Origin of the sequence: Streptococcus parasanguinis, from assembly GCF_047465465.1 — a bacterium.
GTDB lineage: Bacteria > Bacillota > Bacilli > Lactobacillales > Streptococcaceae > Streptococcus > Streptococcus parasanguinis_AI.
In genome coordinates this window covers 61,313-79,794 of record NZ_JASGZU010000001.1, presented here as the reverse complement: position 1 = coordinate 79,794, position 18,482 = coordinate 61,313, and the positions used below count along the sequence as shown (strand labels likewise).

Below are 18,482 nucleotides of genomic sequence, written 5' to 3'. Positions count from 1 at the left end.
TGTTCTTTCTTACAAATCAAATTAATTCTATAAAAATCAAAAAATTTATTCGTTAGAATTATTCAATCATCTACTGAAACTTTCCGCCGTGAGGAAAGTGCTAGAAACAATTGTGTTTCTAGCACTCGGGAGTTTTGGAACCTAGGGTCCAAAACTAAGTCATGGAACTTCTTCGAAGTTCGCTGACGTCCGTACTCACCTAAGGAAAGTTTTTTAGATGATTTTTTCTTTGTCTATCGTTTAGCCGATAATGCTTCCATTTGGAACAGATGGATCAACAGTTAAGACTGTTAATTGATCTCCGTGTTCAGCAGAAAGAATCATGCCTTGGCTGACATATTTCTTCATCATCTTACGTGGTTTGAGGTTGGCCACAATTTGAAGTTTCTTGCCGACCAATTCTTGTTCATTTGGATAGAATTTCGCGATACCAGAGAGGATTTGACGGTCTTCGCCATCTCCTGCATCTAGACGGAAGCGAAGCAGTTTGTCTGATCCTTCGACGCGTTCCACTTCTTTGACTTCTGCTACACGGATTTCAACCTTGTCAAAGTCTTCAAATTTGATCTCATCTTTTTCAGACTTGAGTTCCACTTCTTCTGGAATCCATTCTTTTTCTTGTGGTTTTCCAGCAGTCATTTGAGATTGGATGTAGGCAATTTCTTCTTCCATATCGAGACGTGGGAAGATTGGAGTTCCTTTGGCAACCACTGTGACATTTTCAGGGAAGCCTGCTAGGGTCAAGTTTTCAAGATCGAAGTCTAAGCCCAAGCCAAGTTGTTCCATGATGGCATTTGAGGTGTTCATCATGAATGGTTGAATCAAGTGAGCCACGACACGAAGGCTAGCTGCCAAGTGAGCCATGACTGCCGCCAATTGTTCCTTGTCACCATCTTCTTTAGCGAGGACCCAAGGCGCTGTCTCATCGATATACTTGTTGGTCCGAGAGATGATGTTCCATACGGCTTCCAAAGCGCGTGGGTAATCAACCGCGTTCATTTGCTTGTGGTATTCAGCGATGTTTTCTTCAACTACCTTAGTCAAATCTGCATCAAATGCAGTAACATTTTCGACATAAGCTGGAACTTGACCACCAAAGTATTTATTGATCATGGCGACTGTCCGGTTGAGGAGGTTTCCAAGGTCATTGGCCAATTCATAGTTGATGCGGGCCACGTAGTCTTCTGGTGTGAAGGTACCGTCTGAACCCACTGGCAAACTGCGCATGAGGTAGTAACGAAGTGGATCCAAGCCAAAGCGTTCCACCAACATTTCTGGGTAGATGACATTTCCTTTAGACTTAGACATCTTACCGTCTTTCATGACAAACCAACCATGGGCAATCAAGCGTTCTGGCAATTTGATATCCAACATCATGAGAAGGATTGGCCAGTAGATCGAGTGGAAACGAAGGATGTCTTTTCCAACCATGTGGAAGACGGTTCCGTTCCAGAACTTATCAAAGTTTTCATGATCTTCTTGACCATAACCAAGAGCTGTCACATAGTTAAGAAGGGCATCGATCCATACATAGACTACGTGTTTTGGATTAGATGGAACTGGAACTCCCCAGGTAAAGGTGGTCCGAGATACTGCCAAATCTTCCAAGCCTGGCTCGATGAAGTTTTTCAACATTTCATTGAGACGACCATCTGGTGTGATAAAGTCCGGTTGGGATTTGAAAAATTCAACCAAGCGGTCTTGGTATTTGCTGAGGCGAAGGAAGTAAGATTCTTCAGAGACCCATTCTACTTCGTGGCCTGATGGGGCTACCCCACCGATGACCTTGCCATTCTCATCACGGAATACCTCAGCCAATTGGCTTTCTGTAAAGAACTCTTCATCAGAGACTGAATACCAGCCAGAGTACTCACCCAGGTAGATATCATCTTGCGCCAGCAAACGTTCAAAGACTTGAGCCACCACTTTTTCATGATAATCGTCTGTCGTACGGATGAATTTATCATATGAGATATCGAGTAATTGCCAGAGTTCTTTCACTCCAACTGCCATCCCATCTACATAAGCTTGCGGCGTAATCCCAGCTTCTTCTGCTTTTTGTTGGATCTTTTGACCATGCTCATCGAGACCAGTCAGGTAGAAGACATCGTAGTTCATCATGCGTTTGTAACGCGCCAAGACGTCACAGGCGATCGTTGTATAAGCTGAACCAATATGCAATTTACCAGATGGGTAATAGATAGGGGTTGTGATGTAGAATGATTTTGTCATTTTCTTTTCCTTTCAGGGCTAATGGAACCCAATTTAGTAACACTCTATTATAACATTTTTAGGAGACCCTGAAAACCCAAAACCAGCTAGGATCTAAGGAAGACAAGCAAAAAAGCTGACCGAAGTCAGCTTTCTATGATTGATAACGTATCCCGTTAGAATTGCCTCGCTTTTGCGTTTTCAGGCTCGGGATAAAAATATCCACTGGATATTTTTATTTACCAAGATAGTATTCTTTTACAACGTTCAATTTTTCGTCAAATTCGAATACCAATGGTGGGAAGTTAGGGATTTCCACATCCATGATTTCGTCGTCTGACAATTGTTTGATGTGTTTTACAAGGGCACGGATTGAGTTACCGTGTGCTCCTACGAATACGTTTTTACCGTCTTTAAGAGCTGGAGCGATTTTATCTTCCCAGAATGGAAGAGCACGTTCCAAAGTAACTTTCAAGTTTTCAGCATCTGGAATCACTGAATCGTCAAGTGAAGCGTAACGACGGTCAGTGTGTGCTGAGTGTTCATCATCACGGTCCATTGCAGGAGGCAATACATCGTAAGAACGACGCCAGATGTGAACTTGTTCATCACCAAATTGTTCAGCAGCTTCTGCTTTGTTTTTACCAGTCAAACCACCGTAGTGACGTTCGTTCAAACGCCATGATTTTTCAACTGGAACCCACAATTGGTCAGAAGCTTCAAGCGCAAGGTTTGTTGTTTTGATCGCACGTTTCAATACTGAAGTGTATGCTTGGTCAAATTCGATACCAGCTTCTTTGATCAATTTACCAGCGTCGATCGCTTGTTGTGTACCTTTTTCAGACAAATCAACATCAGCCCAACCAGTGAAAAGGTTAGCTTTGTTCCATTCAGACTCACCGTGGCGAGCAAAAACCAATTTTACCATTAGATGGATCTCCTTTTTATTCTCCGAGGTTCCCCCCGTTTATCTATTTTATTCTACTAGATTTTCAGTAAAAAATCTAGTGGCGACCATAGAAAAGTGCAATTTCTCACAAAAAAGAGCCTGACGGCTCTGGTTTGAAATTGAGGAATGTTTATTCTTATGTAGAAATAGGTTTATTCTGCCGATTGCTACTTCTCTTATGCTCTTTCATCTTCTAAAGGATGATTTCGTCTATAAACAATCCCACTGACATTCCACCACTCTCTGAGGATAAAAATCCAATAGAAGGCTTGACATAAATAAAATCCCCATTCCAACCGTAGGAGGTCTATTTGAACAGTCATAGAAAACATGGTAAAGATTAAAATAATGCTACAGGCTACAAAAATTAACAGTGATTGAAGATGCGCCAGCAAAGGATAGCCTGTTTTATTTAGGAGATATTTTACAAAAATAGCAAGTACTGGTAGGACAAAAAGAATAATAAGTGACGTCGTGAAATAAGAATGGATGAGGCCTTCAAACTCTTTGGCATTGTAGAGAGAATGTTCACCTAGGAAAATCGTAAACTGTGCCGAATCATTCTCCCCTATTTTTTGATATGTATAAAACGGTGACATCAATAAGGTCAAAACATAGGCCGTAAATAAGCCAAGCTGACGCAATAACTGATGATTAAATTTTATTTTTCCTTTTACCATGTCTCCTTTCACCCCCTAACCTTTCCATTCCGAATTTCAACAGTCTCAGATACTTGTTTCCCATTATCGAACAGGCCATACCACCCATCTGGTAGAGACTTAATTGCCAAGTAATCCTTCAAAACTGATTTAAAATCATACTCTGATTCTTTAAATCGACTTATATTTTCCGGGGAGATAATTTTAACATAAATGTCTCCTGATTCGATAAAACTACTATACGAGACATCATACCATCCCCCTAGAATTTTTAACTCAGAATTAGGAATGCCATTCTCATATTGCTCCATCAAACTGAAATAATTGTTACCTCGTTTCTTAACGGGGGATAAGCTTATTTCAATCCAAGAGCCGCTAAAAGCACTATACTCGTTAATTTTTTTATCTAATTCTGCTTCAAGCTCGATTCGCTCAGTACTGATTCAAGCTCGATTCGCTCAGTACTGAATTCAAACCCCTTCTCTATAATGGGCAAATAGGCTCTATCAAAATCATCATAGGTATTTTCTACTCTTAAGTTTTCAGCTAAATCAATCTTATTAGAATACGGCATCACCAAGTGTTTAAATCTGACTGATTTTTTCAGGGGAATTGAAATCTTTTTCCCTTCAACCGTTTCAGAATAGATAAAATTCACATCCGGACCAGCATTGGGCCGAGTCCAAGAGAAACCTGTAATCTGTATATCTCCTCGGAAACTTCTACTATCATAGAAACCTTTTAGGTTAGCGTCTAAATTTCTATAAAAATAGAATCCTATAAACAGTAGGAAGCAGATAACCACTAGAACGGCTTTTGACCGATCACTAATCGTCGTCTGGCCCTTCTTGAAATGTTTCTTCAAATTCACGTTCCAACTCTTCTTCAACTCTTTCCTCCTTTATAACCTTTTTAAACTCTTCAGCATTCCGAACGGTTTCTTTCTGCCCACTTTTTGTATAAGAAGCGTCAATAGACCAACTAAAATGATCTGCATCAGGAAACAAACTCTTGATGATAGTTTTATCCTCCTCCATAGTAAGGTTATTTTTTAGAATCAGGAGACGGCGATATTTTTTTAGTTGGGTTAAGAGTTTACTATCCTTCACCTTCACACCATTACGATCTAATCTCTCCGTAGAACTTGAGGAAGTTTCTTCTTTTTCATCTTCATCATCAAATCCATAATCTAACAAACTTACTCCTACACCTATTTTGTCTCTCTCATGACTGTATTTTTTTGTCTCAAAATCGGGTGCAAGCAATATTTGATAAAATCCACTGTAACCAAAATCAACAACCATTTTGGGAACTGTCTCTGCGATTTCTCCCTTGTTCAGATTCACAAATAGGAGATCATTTTTTGTAACATTGAAAGCTACGTACTCATCTTTTCCATCTGTAAACATGCTACTTCGCATGTTTCCTTCAATCGAATCGTAACCCATTTTTTGAACGAGTTTTAAAACATCAATGGTATGACCTTCTCCCTTCTCTTGGCCCAATTCATAATACCGAATTCTAAAATATTCATTTACATCTTTTTTCTTATCTTCATCACTGATTAGTTTAGAATCTTGAAGGGCTATATATTGGGATCCGACAGCATAAATATATGGGTTGTTTTTTCTATCTTCTTTCTTAAAACTATAAGCCAATATTGGAATTCCGGTGGCCTCTTCACTAATGATTCGATTTTCCAATAAGCGTTGTCCTCGACCAACATAATCATAATCTCTATCACTCACAACATGTACCGCTTCTTTTAGGTAAAAAAAGCTCCAGATACCGCCAACCATTAGAACGGTCACAGCAACTAGGGAAAGAATATGCCACATCTTCCAAGAAAAATTCTCCAGCTTTTTCATCTCGTTCTCCTATTGTTTGATTTCAAAAGTATATTATATCATGATTTCTCCTATTTTTCCTTCACTATCCTAGTGTGGTTTTACCATACAAAAAAGAGCCTGACGGCTCTGGTTTCTCTCACATTAATTTTTCTGACAGTCGGGGCAAATGCCATAGACGGTCATCTGAGTCTTGGTGATCTGGTAGCCACTTTGACTGGCTGCTTCTTCGCGAAGATCTGGGACTTCAATGTCCACATCTGCGATACGGCCACATTTTTCACACACCACATTCAAATGGTCATGCCCCATGAAATCAAAATAGGTCGTGGTATCATTGCGAACCTTGATCTCAGAGACAACCCCCTCATCAATTAATACTTTGATATTGTTGTAGACAGTTGCTAGACTCATGCTTGGAAACTGAGGCAATAAATCACGATAGATCTTCTCAGCGCTTGGATGTTCATGACTCGCCACTAAATAGGAAAGAACTGCTCTGCGGGTATCGGTAATCCGAATGCCCTTAGCACGTAAATTTTGCAAGACTTCTTCCACGCGCTCTTCTTCATGACGATGCAATGCGTTCACTATGATCCCCCCTTTCCAATATGATTTAATCGATTCGTTACCCTTATTATATCATGTTTCAAAATAAATCACTATTTAGAATGCTTTTAATAAAAAAAAATGTCCAGTGGACATTTTTTTCACGAGCCTAAAAATGGAAAAGCGAGGTTATGTCCAGGGGACATTGATTCACGAGCCTGAAATAGATTCATCTACTCTCAACCGATCCAACTGGTCATCCAGCGTACAGTTCCTAAGATCATTTTGACCACGAGGATCATAAAGCAAAATTCCAGTACAAACCACAGCCCTTTCAATAGATACAAAATAGGTCGGATTAACAACAAGGCAAATAGTCCTAAAATGACTCGCATGGTCTTTTCTCTCTTTCTTTTTCCTATTATACCCTTATCCTATAGAGCTGTCCAACAAAAAAACCACCCTAGAAATCTAGGATGGATTTTCAAAATGCAATTATTTAACTGCTTCTTTAAGAGCTTTACCAGCTTTGAATGCTGGAACTTTAGAAGCTGCGATTTTGATTTCTTTACCAGTTTGTGGGTTGCGACCTTTACGAGCTGCACGTTCACGAACTTCGAAGTTACCGAAACCGATCAATTGAACTTTTTCACCTTTTGAAAGGTATTCTGAAACTGCTGCGAATACAGCATCAACAGCTGCTGCTGAATCTTTTTTAGTCAATTCTGTAGCTTCTGCCACTTTTGCGATCAAATCTTGTTTGTTAGCCATTTAACAAATCCTCCAAATTTTTTTAGGCTTTACGCCTTAACAGTACTATAATATCTAAAAAAAGCCTTTAGGTCAAGTACTAAACCTGTTTTTTCAAACATTTATTCAGCTTATTCGTAGCGCACCAAAACTGCAAATGCATTCTCACCTGTATGGGTTTGGATAATCGATCCAGTTTCGAGAACTGGGATCGCATTTTCAACGAGCGATTGCAACTGAGCCTTCATTTCATTTGCCCATTCTGGCGTCCCTGCGTAGGAAATCCCGATCTCAGCCACCTTGCTGTGGGATAGTTTCTCTACCAATTCATCCAACCACTTCTTAAAGGTCTTGTTTCCACGTCCCTTGACGATTGGTTCTAATTGATGGTCCTTCATTTCCATCACCACACGGATGTTAAGAAGCGAGCTCAAAAGTCCGGTAACACGGCCAATCCGACCACCTTTAACTAGATTTTCCAAGGTAGATACGCCGATATACAACTCTGTCTTTTCTTTGACTTCTTCGATACGAGCTAAAACGGTGTCTAGATCTGCTCCTTCTTTAGCCAACTTAGCTGCTTCAACCACTTGGAACTTCATCGCCTGGTCTGTAAAGCCACTATCAATCACAGTTACTTCTGCCCCTGATAAGGTTGCCCCTTGACGAGCTGCCTCTACTGTTCCGGATAAGGCATGAGACATATGAATCGAAACGATATGAGCTCCGTCTGCTGCTAACTTTTCATACACCTCCGCAAAGACTCCAACGGGTGGTTGGCTGGTCTTTGGAAGATTTTTGCTAGATTGCATTAAGCGCAAGAAGTCCCCTTCGCCCAACTCACTGTCGGAATAAAGGACTCCATCCACCATAACAGAAAGTGGCACAATGGTGATGCCATATTCTTCAACCACTTCAGGCTCAATTGTAATAGATGAGTCTGTAACTATTTTAATATTTGCCATATATTTCTATACTCTTCCTAAGAATGTTCTGTTTTCATTATATCAAAAAACACGGGGTTTTGCAGTGAAAGATATCCATTCCTGCCTCCTCAGTCGTCTGCGGCAGAAAAACCTGTATTATGAAGGACATGGTCATGGACAATGCCTTGATCATCCAAGAGCAATCCATGGAGGACTCCACCAAAGACAGCGCCCCCATCGACGCCCATTTTCTGATCTGAAATCCAAAGATTTTCGGTGCCGACTGGCTCATTGAGCAGTCCATAGACTGGTGTATGGCCAAAGACGATACATTTGCCTGTATGATTCTCCGCTTCATGGAATGGTTTTCGGATCCAGACCTTTTGGTAATCACTGGTTTCTCGCCAATTTTCAAGGGTTAGATCCACACCAGCGTGAACAAAGTAATAGGTTTCTGTCTCGTAGTCAAAGGGCAAACTGCGGATGAAGGCCACCAAGTCAGGAACGACATTTTCTACTGCTTGCGCATCCGCAATCCCATCTACAGGAGCATCGAGCGGCCGGCCTAACAGAGAGTTGATGGTCGTATCGCCACCATTTCTTCGGTAGTGATCATAACGCTCTTCTGGATTGTCCAACCAGGCTAAAAACATGTACTCGTGATTCCCGGAAAGGCAAACCGCTCCGTGATGGTCTACGTAGTCCTTTACGATTTCAATTGATCGTTTGCCATTTTCGCCTCGATCTATCAAATCCCCTAAAAAGACCAATTGAGCTTTTCCATCCCACTCTGTCATGAGCTCTTCTAGCATTTGTGCTTTTCCGTGAATATCTCCGACTACAAAGTATCTTGACATTGTTTCAAACCTTCTTTCTCTTAACGCTTGAGAAGTTGCTCTGCTTGTTGACGGGCAGCTTCCGTTAGATCCTCTCCTGCCAGCATCTTGGCAATTTCTTCGATTCGTTCTTCTCTATTGAGCAAACGCACAGTAGAGACAGTTGAGTGTTCATCACTGATTTTCTCAATATAGAATTGATAATCTGCTGCAGCGATGACTTGAGGCAGGTGAGAAATGGCAAGCACTTGGCCATTTTGACCAATCTTATGAATTTTCGCTGCGATGGCTTGGGCCACGCGCCCAGAGACTCCTGTATCCACCTCGTCAAAGACGATACTAGTTTTTCCTTCTTTTCGAGAAAAAGCAGATTTAATGGCCAACATCAAGCGTGACAATTCTCCGCCAGATGCTACCTTGACAAGGGGTTTAAAGTCCTCACCTGGGTTGGTCGAAATATAAAATTCGACAGCTTCATTTCCCTCCCGATTAAACTTAGCCTTGCTAAAACGCACTTGGAAGCGCGCCTTGTCCATGTAGAGATCTGCCAATTCTTGCTGGATTTCATTTTCCAAGGCTTGGGCCAAAGTATGCCGCTGATCACTCAAATCTTGAGCCAAGGTGACCAAACTCTTTTCCAAACGTTTGAGTTCTTTTTCCAAATCCTCAGACGAGAGGTCACTTCCAGTGAGGAGGCTATATTCTTTGGTGATTTGCGCCAGGTATTCCAAGACGTCCTTGACTTGGCCACCATACTTGCGCGTGATAGAGTGGATCAAATCCAAACGCGATTCCACCTGCATGAGGCGATTGCCATCAAACTCCAGACCATCGACCACATCTTCTAAGCGCTTGGTAATATCCTCAAGGGCATAGAAGGTTTCAGATAATTGGCTTGAGAGCTCTTTGTAGCTGGGATCATATTCTTCGATGCTCTCCAGATCATTCATGGCTGAGCGAACATTAGAGAGGCTCGAGAATTCTTCTGCATCCAGCATAGTATAGGCATTGGTTAGGGTATCTGCAATCATCTTGTGATTGAGCAGGCGTTGGCGTTCTTGCTCCAGACGCAGGTCCTCATCCACTTCCAAGGCTGCTGCCTCAATCTCTGCAATTTGAAACTCCAACATCTCAATACGGGCCTTGTTTTCCTGCTGATTGCGCTGGAGTTCCATCACTTGTTTGCGCAGGCGTTTGTAGTCTTCAAAGGTCTGACGATAAGCATCTTTAGTTTGGAAAAAGGCTGCATCCCCAAATTCATCCAGCATAGCGATATGCAATTGGGGCCGCATAAGTTCTTCCTGATCATGCTGGCCATGGATGTCCACCAAATGTTGCCCAACTGCCTTTAAGACAGACAAATTCACCATTTGTCCATTGATCCGGCTGACACTTCGTCCATTTTGCAAGATCTCTCGGCGAATGATCAATTCATCGGTCCACTCTAGTCCTTGCTCTTCAAAGAGAGCCGTCAAGTGACGATTGCTCTCAACGGTGAAGAGACCTTCGATTTCCGCTTTTGGGGCTCCGTGTCGAATGACATCCTTCGTTGCACGGCTTCCCAGCATCATGTTCATGGCATCGATGATGATGGATTTACCAGCACCTGTTTCCCCTGTCAGTACCGTCATTCCCTTTTCAAAATTTAAGGAAATCTCTTCGATAATGGCAAAGTTCTTAATCGAAATTTCTAATAGCATAGGCTCTTACCACCCAAAGATTGATTTGAGGATATTCTCTGCTTCTGGTGCGGAATAAGCAATCAACAAGATCGTATCATCATCTGCAACAATACTAAAGATATGCTCCTTATAAATCTCCCGCAAGCGACGTTTAACTAAAGGAGCTGTCCCTGGAACCATGGTGAAATTGACATATTCTCCCATCCGACGATGAGACAAGATATTGCTTTCGATCATCCCGATCCCTTGGTGGTGCTTACGTGGCAATTCATAGACATAGGTCATATCTTTCAGAGGGCGTTTTACGATGCCCAATTCTTTGATATCCCGTGATACTGTCGCTTGGGTTGCTGAGATGCCTTCTTCTTTCAAATGTTCGACGATCTCTTCTTGCGTCCCCACTTCATGATCGCGAATGAAGCGGCGAATTTTTTCTAATCTAATATTCTTACTCTTCATGTTTAAATTCCTTGTGTGCCCGCTCCACAACAGCCTCCAGCTGCTCTGTAGTTGGCTTTGTTTTCTCTTCTTTTTTTTCTAGATACATCAAAAATTCGATGTTGCCATGGCCTCCTTGGATAGGGGAATAATCTACTCCCATTACCGCAAAGCCATGTGTCCCTGCAAAAGCAGCGACCTTTTCAAGAACGGCTAAATGAATCTTAGGATCCTTAATGATCCCATTTTTCCCGATCTGTTCACGTCCTGCCTCAAACTGAGGTTTCACCAAGGCCACGACTTGTCCATTTTCTGCCAAAATCCGGTGAAGGGCTGGCAGAATCAAGTCCAAGGAAATAAAGCTGACATCGATACTCGCAAAGCTCGGTGTCGCTTCAAAATCATCTGGCTCGGCATAGCGGAAATTGAACTGTTCCATCGAGACCACTCGAGGATCATTGCGCAATTTCCAGGCCAACTGATTGGTCCCGACATCCACTGAAAAGACCTGGCTGGCTCCATTTTGCAGCATGACATCGGTAAAGCCACCTGTAGAAGCCCCAATATCAATCGCAATTTTACCCTCTACAGACAAACCAAATTGGTTCAGGGCTTTTTCTAATTTAAGACCGCCCCGGCTGACATATTTGAGCTTTTCGCCCTTTAATTTCAACTCGGTTGCTTCATCGATTTTTTCACCCGGTTTATCGAAGCGCTCACCATTGATAACGGCAACGACAAGACCTGCCATCACCCCTCTTTTGGCTTGTTCGCGGGTATCAAATAGGCCTTGTTTATAGGCTAATACATCCACTCTTTCCTTAGCCATCTATTCGTAATCCTTCTATTAATTTCTTGATCGCTTGCGGATCAAAGTCGCAAGCAGCTGTAATCTGATCCAACAAGTCCTCGCAAGCATCTAATTCTCTTATCAGCAAAGCTTTTGATTCTTCCAATCCCAACAGGGCTGGATAGGTCGATTTTTCAGCCACTAAGTCCTTTTGAGGGGTCTTCCCCAAAGCTTCAAAATCAGCGACCAGATCCAAAATATCATCCCGTACTTGAAAAGCCAGGCCTAATTTTTTCCCGATTTTTTCTAAGAGCAGAGCAATGTCTGCTTGCAACTCTAAAATCAAACCAGCTGCAATGAAAGGATAGGCAAGGAGGCGCCCTGTCTTATTGGCATGGATGGTCTGCAACTCTGCTAGCGTGAGCTGTTTGTGCTCCCCTTCCATGTCAAGGACTTGGCCAGCTACCATTCCACGACTACCGGAAGCATCTGACAATTCAAGAATCAAGGAGACCTTGACCACATCTGGAAGGGCACTCGCAGCTATCATCCCAAAAGGATCGAGAAAAAGCGCATCCCCTGCTAAAATTGCCAGGTCCTCTCCGAATTTCTTATGATTGGTCAATTGTCCCCGACGGTAATCATCATTGTCCATGGCAGGCAGATCATCGTGAATAAGGCTTCCTGTATGGATCATCTCTAAAGCCCCTGCCACTTGAAAGTGAGCCTCCGTCAATTCCAGTCCAAAGGCCTCTAACAATTCTAGAAGGAGCAAGGGGCGCAGGCGTTTTCCTCCTGCCTGGATCGAATAAAGGACCGACTCCACTAAATGGGGGGCAACGGCTTTCTCCTCATAAAAAGAGCGAACTGCTTGCTCTACTCTATTTCGTTTTTCTTCTTGTCTCATGCTAGATCCGCTTCAGTACCATCTGCTTGCATGACCTTGACCAAGGTTTTCTCTGCTTGATCCAAGGTATCTTGCAATTCTTTTGACAACTTCATTCCTTTTTGGAATTCTGTGATAGCTTCTTCTAGAGCCACATCACCGCTCTCCAATTTTTGGACGATAGCTTCCAAATCTGCTAAATTTTCTTCAAATTTCTTTTCTTTCGACATGTTTTACCTCTACTTCTAACTGGCCATCTCTCATGATGAGTGACAGCGGGTCCCCTTCTGTTACTTTCGCAACGGAATCTAGGACCTGATCTCCTTCCTTAACCATGGCATAGCCACGCGCAATAATCCGACTCGTATCGAGCATCAAGAGGGCTTCTGATAAGCCTTGCACCTTGATCTTTTGCTCTTTTAGGACTTGTTCCATTCGGTTGGTTAAGATTCTCTTATCTTGGAGCAGGCGGTCTTGGTAGCGCTCGATGCGATGCAAAGGAGACATGGCTTCTAAGCGATGACGCAGACCTTGCAGCTGATTGACCCCTTGTCCATACGCATCGCGCATCCCTTGTTTCAAGCGCAATTGCAACTGGTCAATCTTTTGCAGGTAGCCATCATAGAGTCTTTCAGGCTGTCTAAAAATAACCGATTGACTTAATTTGGCCAAGCGCTCACGATTATAGGCCAAGCGATTGGACATGGCTGTTGCCATGCGATTTTCCTGCTTTTGTAAATGGGACAAGAGATCCAATTTGGTCACCGGAGTAGCCAATTCAGCAGCGGCTGTCGGAGTAGCAGCTCGTCGGTCTGCTACAAAATCGGCTAGAGTCGTATCTGTCTCATGTCCAACACTGGAGATAATCGGAATCCGCGATTCAAAAATGGCTCTCACCACTTCTTCTTCATTAAAGGCCCAGAGATCTTCAATCGAACCGCCCCCACGACCGATAATCAAGACATCCAAATCATCCCGTTGGTTGGCCCTTTGAATATTAGCAACCACCTCACTAGCAGCGCCTTCACCCTGAACCTTGGTCGGGTAGAGCACAATTTCTACACCAGGGAAGCGTCGACTCACCGTTGTGATAATATCGCGAATCACGGCCCCACTTTGACTGGTAATGACCCCGATCTTTCTTGGAAATTGTGGCAGAGCTTGCTTCCACCGATCCTGAAAGAGCCCTTCTTCGGTCAACTTTTTCTTGAGTTGCTCAAATTGGATGGCCAAGGCCCCTACCCCATCTGGCTCAGCCTTTTCAATGACAATGGAATAACTCCCACTTGGCTCATAGAGCTGAATGCGACCGATGACGTTGATCTTCATGCCTTCTTCTAGCTCAAAACCAAAGCTTCGATAAACCCCAGCCCAGACCGTTGCCTGAATGACCGCTTTTTCATCTTTTAATGAAAAATACTGGTGGTTGGGACGTTTTCGGAAATTGGAGACCTGCCCTGTCAGATAAACCCTTTCCAAATAGGGATCCTTATCAAATTTTAATTTCAAATATTTGGTCAAACTTGATACGGATAAATAGTTGGACATAGGAACTCCTTTCTGCAGAATATGATCAAGTTTAATTATACCAAAAAACACCAAAAAAGGCTGGCAGACAAAGCGAAATCATGAATTTCCTTTCTCTACAGGCCTCATTTTATTCAAGTTGCTCTCTACTTGTCTGTTTGACACCAGAAACCTTAAAACTCAAGACCAAGTTGGAATACACAAAAAAGACAAGTCACAGTACTTGTCTTTTTATTCTTTAGGAGGCTATTGCTTTCCTATTTTTGATAGGTTTTTACGATCCAATCAACCCCTTCATCTGCTGTGAGATTATAGACGGGATTCTCAGTCGTTTCATAAAAGGTCATCGAGAGAGTTTGGCCATCCACGAATACTTCAATTGAGTTGGTATCGCGAATGATCGAAAAATGATGATCTTTGTCAGCATCCAACTGAATCCATCTCGATTGAAATGCTGGATTTTCTTTTCCAGTAATGAGGTGCCCAAATTGGTCTCGACTTAAGCTAAAGCGTTTTTGAGAGGCGTCGTAAACCAATTGCAAGACACTATCAGGATCAGTTTCATCACCATATCCAAGGATAAAGGAGCGACCCGGTTTGGCATCTAGTTCAAACAAGGTTTGTTTCCTTCTAGCTGGGATCGTGATTTGATTGCCCTTAACAATGGTTTCTGACGCATGCTCTACAAGAAAGTGTTCGTTCACTGACTCAGGTAACTCCTGAACTAATCGTCCGTCTTTCAGAGACAATTTTCTTGGAAGAGTCATACTACCTGCCCACCCATGAGCTAAATCATGACTGGGGATAGACCGGTGCCACATTTGCATCCAGGCAACCATGTATCGTTCGCCCTTTGGTCCTTGACAAGTTTGAGGAGCATAGAAATCCAAACCGCCATCCATTTCATCATAGGAATCGACACGAAAATGCCCCGTTTCCCAATTCATGTCACCGATAAAGGCAACCGTCGAATTTAAGTTCCAGTATTTTTCTTGCTGTCTTTCCATTTCAATGGGTGACAAGATCAAGACCCATTTGCCATCTAAAGGGAAGAAATCGGGACACTCCCACATAATCCCTTGCCCTTTTTCACCTTCTAAAAGAACTGATGTAAAGGCCCAATCTACTAGATTACTTGATGCAAATAGGAGAATTTGACCTCTGTCATCTGGCGTCTTAGAAGCAACGACAGCGTAATAGCTTCCTTGATATTCAAATACTTTAGGATCACGAAAATCTGCAATATCTGCGATCCCCTCAATATGTTGAGCATGGATCACTGGATTAGTTGGCAACTTTTCAAAGGTAATGCCATCTGTCGAAACCGCAAGACACTGAGTCTCCTCGCGATTTTCCTCATCGTCTACATGACCCGTATACAGCAAATAGAGCTTGTCATCTTTCACAATAGCACTACCCGAGAAGCAGCCATCCTTATCATAGCTTTCACTTGGTGCTAAAGCTACTGGCAGTTCTTCCCAATGGAGAAGATCTTTTGATTTGGCATGCCCCCAATGCATGGGACCCCAAACACTATCATAGGGATAGAATTGGTAAAACAAATGGTATTCTCCACGGAAATAAACAAAGCCATTTGGATCGTTCATCCAGCCGATTGGAGGTAACAAATGAAATGCTCCTCTATATAGCTGGTTGACCTTCTCCCTGTTTTCATCGATATACTGATTTGCTTTCCGAATGCTTTCCTTCATCTTTTTTACCTATTTTCTATTTTCAGTGCTGATAACCTGATCTTTGTCACTCCACTTCTTCATCCATTTTGGGATTTCTTGGCTGATGGTCGTGGGTAGAACCACATAAAACTCCTTGCTCAAGTCTTCTGCAATGGCTGAATGGAGATAGGTCGCAACCACCACGCGCTCATAGAGACTGACCTGTGGAAATTGACCCGCAAATCCTGCGATCATCCCAGCCAAGGTATCCCCCATGCCCCCTGTGGCTTGATAGGGACCACCAACATCTAGCTGATAGCCCTCATCTTGCCCACTTGTCCAAATGCGGGTGTGTGGCCCTTTTTCTACAATGACAGTCCCTTGAGGAAAGTTCTGTACTGCTCTTCGACTCTTGCCTTCTGTCTGGCTTGCTAGATCAAGCCCTGACAGTTTTTCCCATTCTTTTTGGTGAGGGGTAAAGACCAACTGAGCCTCTGGCAGGTCAAACTGAGAGGCCGCAAAAAGACTAATAGCTCCTCCATCTAATATCAAGACCTGCTGGCTAGAGACTTGCTCAAAAATCATCTGCAAGATTGCTTGGCTTTCTCTTGCTTCCTTTAAGCCTGGACCGACAAGAATCACACCGGCTTTTTGAATTTGCTCACAAAGGAGTTCGTGATCTGCCAAATCAAAGCCCATGGCTTCAGGAAGATGGCTATGAAGGGCTGTCAGATTATCAGGATTTGTTGCAACAGTGACTAGACCCGCTCCACTGTGAACCGCAGCAAGCGCCGCCATAATGATGGCTCCCCCATAAGGGTAAGTCCCTCCAATCAAGAGCAGGCGACCAAAATCTCCCTTATAAGAATTCACCTCTCGCTTCACAATGACACGCTGAATCTCTTCTTTCTGAACTATTCTCATACCTTCCTCATTTCTAGCGAAAAAGGAGAAGCCACGACTCCCCCTCCATCTTTTATTTTCCTCTGAATTCTGCAAAGACTTGCAATATCTTAGCAGCCACAGCTTGTGGTTGATTTTGTTTGGCTACCAATTGATCATCCGCATAAGGCCGAAGGGCTGGAAAATCACCAATCTGAACTGCATAAAGAGCTTTTTCAAAGAGCTCGATATCATTTTGATCATTGCCAAAAGCCACGAAATTCTCTCCACAGAGTTCTTCTACGGTTGTTGCTTTATGCGTATCCGCTGGATTGAGATAGATGCATTTTTCATGCGCATGATAGCGGATATAGACCTTGTCTGTCTTTTCGATTCGCTCGATGATCTCATCCACGAGCTCCTCATGGCCACCCATATAGATCACAACCTTAATCGGATCTGTCAGCTCCTCTAACGAACGATACTGGGCTTTCTTGAGAGGGTCTACATTAGCAACAAAAGGAATCTTTTCCAAAATCCGTCCGCTATAATCAAAGGTATCATCCACAAAAAATGGTAGATTGTAATGGCGACAAAAGCCAAGGACTTCCCGATACACATCTTTGTCCAATTGTTCCTCATATACCAATTGCCCCTGGCGATAGGCCAATCCACCATTTAAGCCTATCACGAGTTGCTGACTCAATGGATCCCCTAAAAGGCCCAAGCAGTCTCGGTAAGAACGTGCAGAAGCAAAGGCAACTTCATGGCCAAATTCTTCTGCTCTCAATAAGACCTGTTTGATTTCATCATCGATTGTGACACCATCGAATGACAGGGTTCCATCTAAATCAAATACAAACTTCATCTTGTTCACACTTTCATTTTTTTAAGGCACGAACAGCTGCTTCGTAGGTCTGCTCCATCAGCATGGTGACGGTCATAGGCCCAACCCCTCCTGGAACCGGAGTAATATGACTGGCCAAAGGGGCAACGGAGTCAAAATCGACATCCCCACACAATTTGCCATTCTCATCGCGATTCATTCCGACGTCAATAACAACGGCGCCTTCTTTCACGAAGTCTGCTGTTACAAATTTCGCACGACCGATCGCAACAACCAAGATATCTGCTCTTCTAGCAATTTTAGGCAGATGATGGGTCCGGGAATGGGTCAAGGTTACCGTCGCATTTTTAGCAAGGAGCAACTGCGCCATTGGTTTTCCAACGATATTGGAACGACCAATCACGACTGCTCGCTTCCCTTCTAGATCAATCCCGTACTCTTTGAACATCTCCATGATCCCAGCAGGAGTCGATGGCACCATGAGAGGATTTCCAGCCCATAAGCGTCCCATATTCAATGGATGAAAGCCATCCACATCTTTTGTCGGATCAATGGCTAAAAGGACTGCATCCGCATCGATATGCTTAGGCAGTGGTAACTGCACCAAAATCCCATGCCAAAGGGGATCTTGATTGTAGTGTTCGATCACTTCTAATAACTCAGATTGGCTGATGCTTTCAGGAAGTCGTCTCACTTCACTCCGAAAGCCTGCCGCAATAGCAGAACGCTCTTTATTTCTTACATAGATTTTGCTAGCTGGATTATCTCCTACCACGATTACAACGAGGCCAGGCACAACTCCTGTCTCTTCTTTTAATCGTGCTGTTTTCTTCGCAATCTCACCCTGTAATTTTGTAGCGAGCGCCTTCCCATCAATGATTGTCGTCATGTCAATTCTCTTTCTAGTCAAGTAATGAAAATAGTCCTCTCTATTATAGCAGATTTCAACTCTCAAACCTAACTGTTCCTGCTTAGAATTTCTTATAGACGAAAACTATAACCAGATGGACAAAAAATGAGCTTGAGACCA

General features: G+C 43.0%; 19 protein-coding genes. All 19 read right to left on the bottom strand.

Going from position 1 to position 18,482, the window contains the following annotated elements; translation table 11 throughout:
* Positions 1-240: 240 nt before the first annotated feature.
* Positions 241-2,232: a methionine--tRNA ligase gene (gene metG / locus QM351_RS00475; protein WP_414326087.1), complete on the bottom strand. Its 1,992-nt coding sequence runs from the start codon at positions 2,230-2,232 to the stop codon at positions 241-243.
* A gap of 214 nt (positions 2,233-2,446) precedes the next feature.
* On the bottom strand, positions 2,447-3,139 hold the full coding sequence (locus QM351_RS00470) for a phosphoglycerate mutase (RefSeq protein ID WP_003012031.1): 693 nt from the start codon (positions 3,137-3,139) through the stop codon (positions 2,447-2,449).
* Positions 3,140-3,336: 197 nt separating this feature from the next.
* A complete protein-coding gene (locus tag QM351_RS00465; RefSeq protein WP_414326085.1) occupies positions 3,337-3,840 on the bottom strand; it encodes a hypothetical protein in 504 nt (167 codons plus the stop codon).
* A 385-nt stretch (positions 3,841-4,225) separates the two neighbouring features.
* Complete coding sequence (locus tag QM351_RS00460) at positions 4,226-4,690, bottom strand: hypothetical protein (protein ID WP_414326083.1); 465 nt, start codon at positions 4,688-4,690, stop codon at positions 4,226-4,228.
* Positions 4,647-5,687 carry a hypothetical protein gene (locus QM351_RS00455; protein ID WP_414326081.1) on the bottom strand — a complete coding sequence of 347 codons (1,041 nt, stop codon included), beginning with the start codon at positions 5,685-5,687 and terminating at the stop codon, positions 4,647-4,649. The genes QM351_RS00460 and QM351_RS00455 overlap by 44 nt, the downstream gene beginning before the upstream one ends.
* A gap of 123 nt (positions 5,688-5,810) precedes the next feature.
* The gene (locus QM351_RS00450) at positions 5,811-6,257 is read right to left on the bottom strand and encodes a Fur family transcriptional regulator (RefSeq protein ID WP_003006041.1); all 447 of its coding nucleotides are present in this window, start codon (positions 6,255-6,257) and stop codon (positions 5,811-5,813) included.
* A gap of 453 nt (positions 6,258-6,710) precedes the next feature.
* The gene (locus tag QM351_RS00445; protein ID WP_003006038.1) at positions 6,711-6,986 is read right to left on the bottom strand and encodes an HU family DNA-binding protein; all 276 of its coding nucleotides are present in this window, start codon (positions 6,984-6,986) and stop codon (positions 6,711-6,713) included.
* 110 nt (positions 6,987-7,096) lie between these two features.
* Positions 7,097-7,930, bottom strand: a complete 834-nt coding sequence (locus QM351_RS00440) for a DegV family protein (RefSeq protein WP_414326079.1) — start codon at positions 7,928-7,930, stop codon at positions 7,097-7,099.
* 89 nt (positions 7,931-8,019) lie between these two features.
* Positions 8,020-8,748 (bottom strand): metallophosphoesterase, encoded by a 729-nt coding sequence (locus QM351_RS00435; protein ID WP_049522601.1) that lies wholly within the window; start codon positions 8,746-8,748, stop codon positions 8,020-8,022.
* Positions 8,749-8,768: 20 nt separating this feature from the next.
* Positions 8,769-10,427, bottom strand: coding sequence for a DNA repair protein RecN (recN, locus tag QM351_RS00430; RefSeq protein ID WP_414326078.1), 1,659 nt, complete (start codon positions 10,425-10,427; stop codon positions 8,769-8,771).
* Positions 10,428-10,433: 6 nt separating this feature from the next.
* Entirely contained in the window at positions 10,434-10,868 is a 435-nt protein-coding gene (locus tag QM351_RS00425) for an arginine repressor (RefSeq protein ID WP_003006022.1), read from the bottom strand.
* Positions 10,858-11,676, bottom strand: a complete 819-nt coding sequence (locus tag QM351_RS00420; RefSeq protein ID WP_342986517.1) for a TlyA family RNA methyltransferase — start codon at positions 11,674-11,676, stop codon at positions 10,858-10,860. The genes QM351_RS00425 and QM351_RS00420 overlap by 11 nt, the downstream gene beginning before the upstream one ends.
* Positions 11,669-12,544, bottom strand: a complete 876-nt coding sequence (locus tag QM351_RS00415; protein ID WP_414326076.1) for a polyprenyl synthetase family protein — start codon at positions 12,542-12,544, stop codon at positions 11,669-11,671. The genes QM351_RS00420 and QM351_RS00415 overlap by 8 nt, the downstream gene beginning before the upstream one ends.
* Complete coding sequence (locus QM351_RS00410) at positions 12,541-12,753, bottom strand: exodeoxyribonuclease VII small subunit (RefSeq protein WP_003006013.1); 213 nt, start codon at positions 12,751-12,753, stop codon at positions 12,541-12,543. The genes QM351_RS00415 and QM351_RS00410 overlap by 4 nt, the downstream gene beginning before the upstream one ends.
* Positions 12,731-14,071, bottom strand: coding sequence for an exodeoxyribonuclease VII large subunit (xseA, locus tag QM351_RS00405; RefSeq protein ID WP_414326074.1), 1,341 nt, complete (start codon positions 14,069-14,071; stop codon positions 12,731-12,733). Before xseA ends, QM351_RS00410 begins: the two co-directional genes overlap by 23 nt.
* Before the next feature lie 236 nt (positions 14,072-14,307).
* The gene (locus QM351_RS00400; RefSeq protein WP_414326072.1) at positions 14,308-15,762 is read right to left on the bottom strand and encodes a glycoside hydrolase family 32 protein; all 1,455 of its coding nucleotides are present in this window, start codon (positions 15,760-15,762) and stop codon (positions 14,308-14,310) included.
* Between the two features lie 9 nt (positions 15,763-15,771).
* A complete protein-coding gene (locus QM351_RS00395; protein WP_414326070.1) occupies positions 15,772-16,647 on the bottom strand; it encodes an NAD(P)H-hydrate dehydratase in 876 nt (291 codons plus the stop codon).
* Between the two features lie 52 nt (positions 16,648-16,699).
* Positions 16,700-17,473, bottom strand: coding sequence for an HAD-IIB family hydrolase (locus QM351_RS00390; protein WP_414326068.1), 774 nt, complete (start codon positions 17,471-17,473; stop codon positions 16,700-16,702).
* A gap of 13 nt (positions 17,474-17,486) precedes the next feature.
* A complete protein-coding gene (locus tag QM351_RS00385; protein ID WP_003012104.1) occupies positions 17,487-18,341 on the bottom strand; it encodes a bifunctional methylenetetrahydrofolate dehydrogenase/methenyltetrahydrofolate cyclohydrolase in 855 nt (284 codons plus the stop codon).
* Positions 18,342-18,482: the final 141 nt, after the last annotated feature.

What these genes read in the sequence shown, in the direction of transcription:
- QM351_RS00455 (WP_414326081.1), bottom strand. Translation starts at nt 5,687, where the DNA reads ATGAAAAAGCTGGAGAATTTTTCTTGGAAGATGTGGCATATTCTTTCC.
- QM351_RS00410 (WP_003006013.1), bottom strand. Translation starts at nt 12,753, where the DNA reads ATGTCGAAAGAAAAGAAATTTGAAGAAAATTTAGCAGATTTGGAAGCT.
- QM351_RS00470 (WP_003012031.1), bottom strand. Translation starts at nt 3,139, where the DNA reads ATGGTAAAATTGGTTTTTGCTCGCCACGGTGAGTCTGAATGGAACAAA.
- metG (WP_414326087.1), bottom strand. Translation starts at nt 2,232, where the DNA reads ATGACAAAATCATTCTACATCACAACCCCTATCTATTACCCATCTGGT.
- QM351_RS00385 (WP_003012104.1), bottom strand. Translation starts at nt 18,341, where the DNA reads ATGACGACAATCATTGATGGGAAGGCGCTCGCTACAAAATTACAGGGT.
- QM351_RS00390 (WP_414326068.1), bottom strand. Translation starts at nt 17,473, where the DNA reads ATGAAGTTTGTATTTGATTTAGATGGAACCCTGTCATTCGATGGTGTC.
- QM351_RS00420 (WP_342986517.1), bottom strand. Translation starts at nt 11,676, where the DNA reads ATGGCTAAGGAAAGAGTGGATGTATTAGCCTATAAACAAGGCCTATTT.
- recN (WP_414326078.1), bottom strand. Translation starts at nt 10,427, where the DNA reads ATGCTATTAGAAATTTCGATTAAGAACTTTGCCATTATCGAAGAGATT.
- QM351_RS00395 (WP_414326070.1), bottom strand. Translation starts at nt 16,647, where the DNA reads ATGAGAATAGTTCAGAAAGAAGAGATTCAGCGTGTCATTGTGAAGCGA.
- QM351_RS00435 (WP_049522601.1), bottom strand. Translation starts at nt 8,748, where the DNA reads ATGTCAAGATACTTTGTAGTCGGAGATATTCACGGAAAAGCACAAATG.
- QM351_RS00440 (WP_414326079.1), bottom strand. Translation starts at nt 7,930, where the DNA reads ATGGCAAATATTAAAATAGTTACAGACTCATCTATTACAATTGAGCCT.
- xseA (WP_414326074.1), bottom strand. Translation starts at nt 14,071, where the DNA reads ATGTCCAACTATTTATCCGTATCAAGTTTGACCAAATATTTGAAATTA.
- QM351_RS00465 (WP_414326085.1), bottom strand. Translation starts at nt 3,840, where the DNA reads ATGGTAAAAGGAAAAATAAAATTTAATCATCAGTTATTGCGTCAGCTT.
- QM351_RS00400 (WP_414326072.1), bottom strand. Translation starts at nt 15,762, where the DNA reads ATGAAGGAAAGCATTCGGAAAGCAAATCAGTATATCGATGAAAACAGG.
- QM351_RS00425 (WP_003006022.1), bottom strand. Translation starts at nt 10,868, where the DNA reads ATGAAGAGTAAGAATATTAGATTAGAAAAAATTCGCCGCTTCATTCGC.
- QM351_RS00415 (WP_414326076.1), bottom strand. Translation starts at nt 12,544, where the DNA reads ATGAGACAAGAAGAAAAACGAAATAGAGTAGAGCAAGCAGTTCGCTCT.
- QM351_RS00445 (WP_003006038.1), bottom strand. Translation starts at nt 6,986, where the DNA reads ATGGCTAACAAACAAGATTTGATCGCAAAAGTGGCAGAAGCTACAGAA.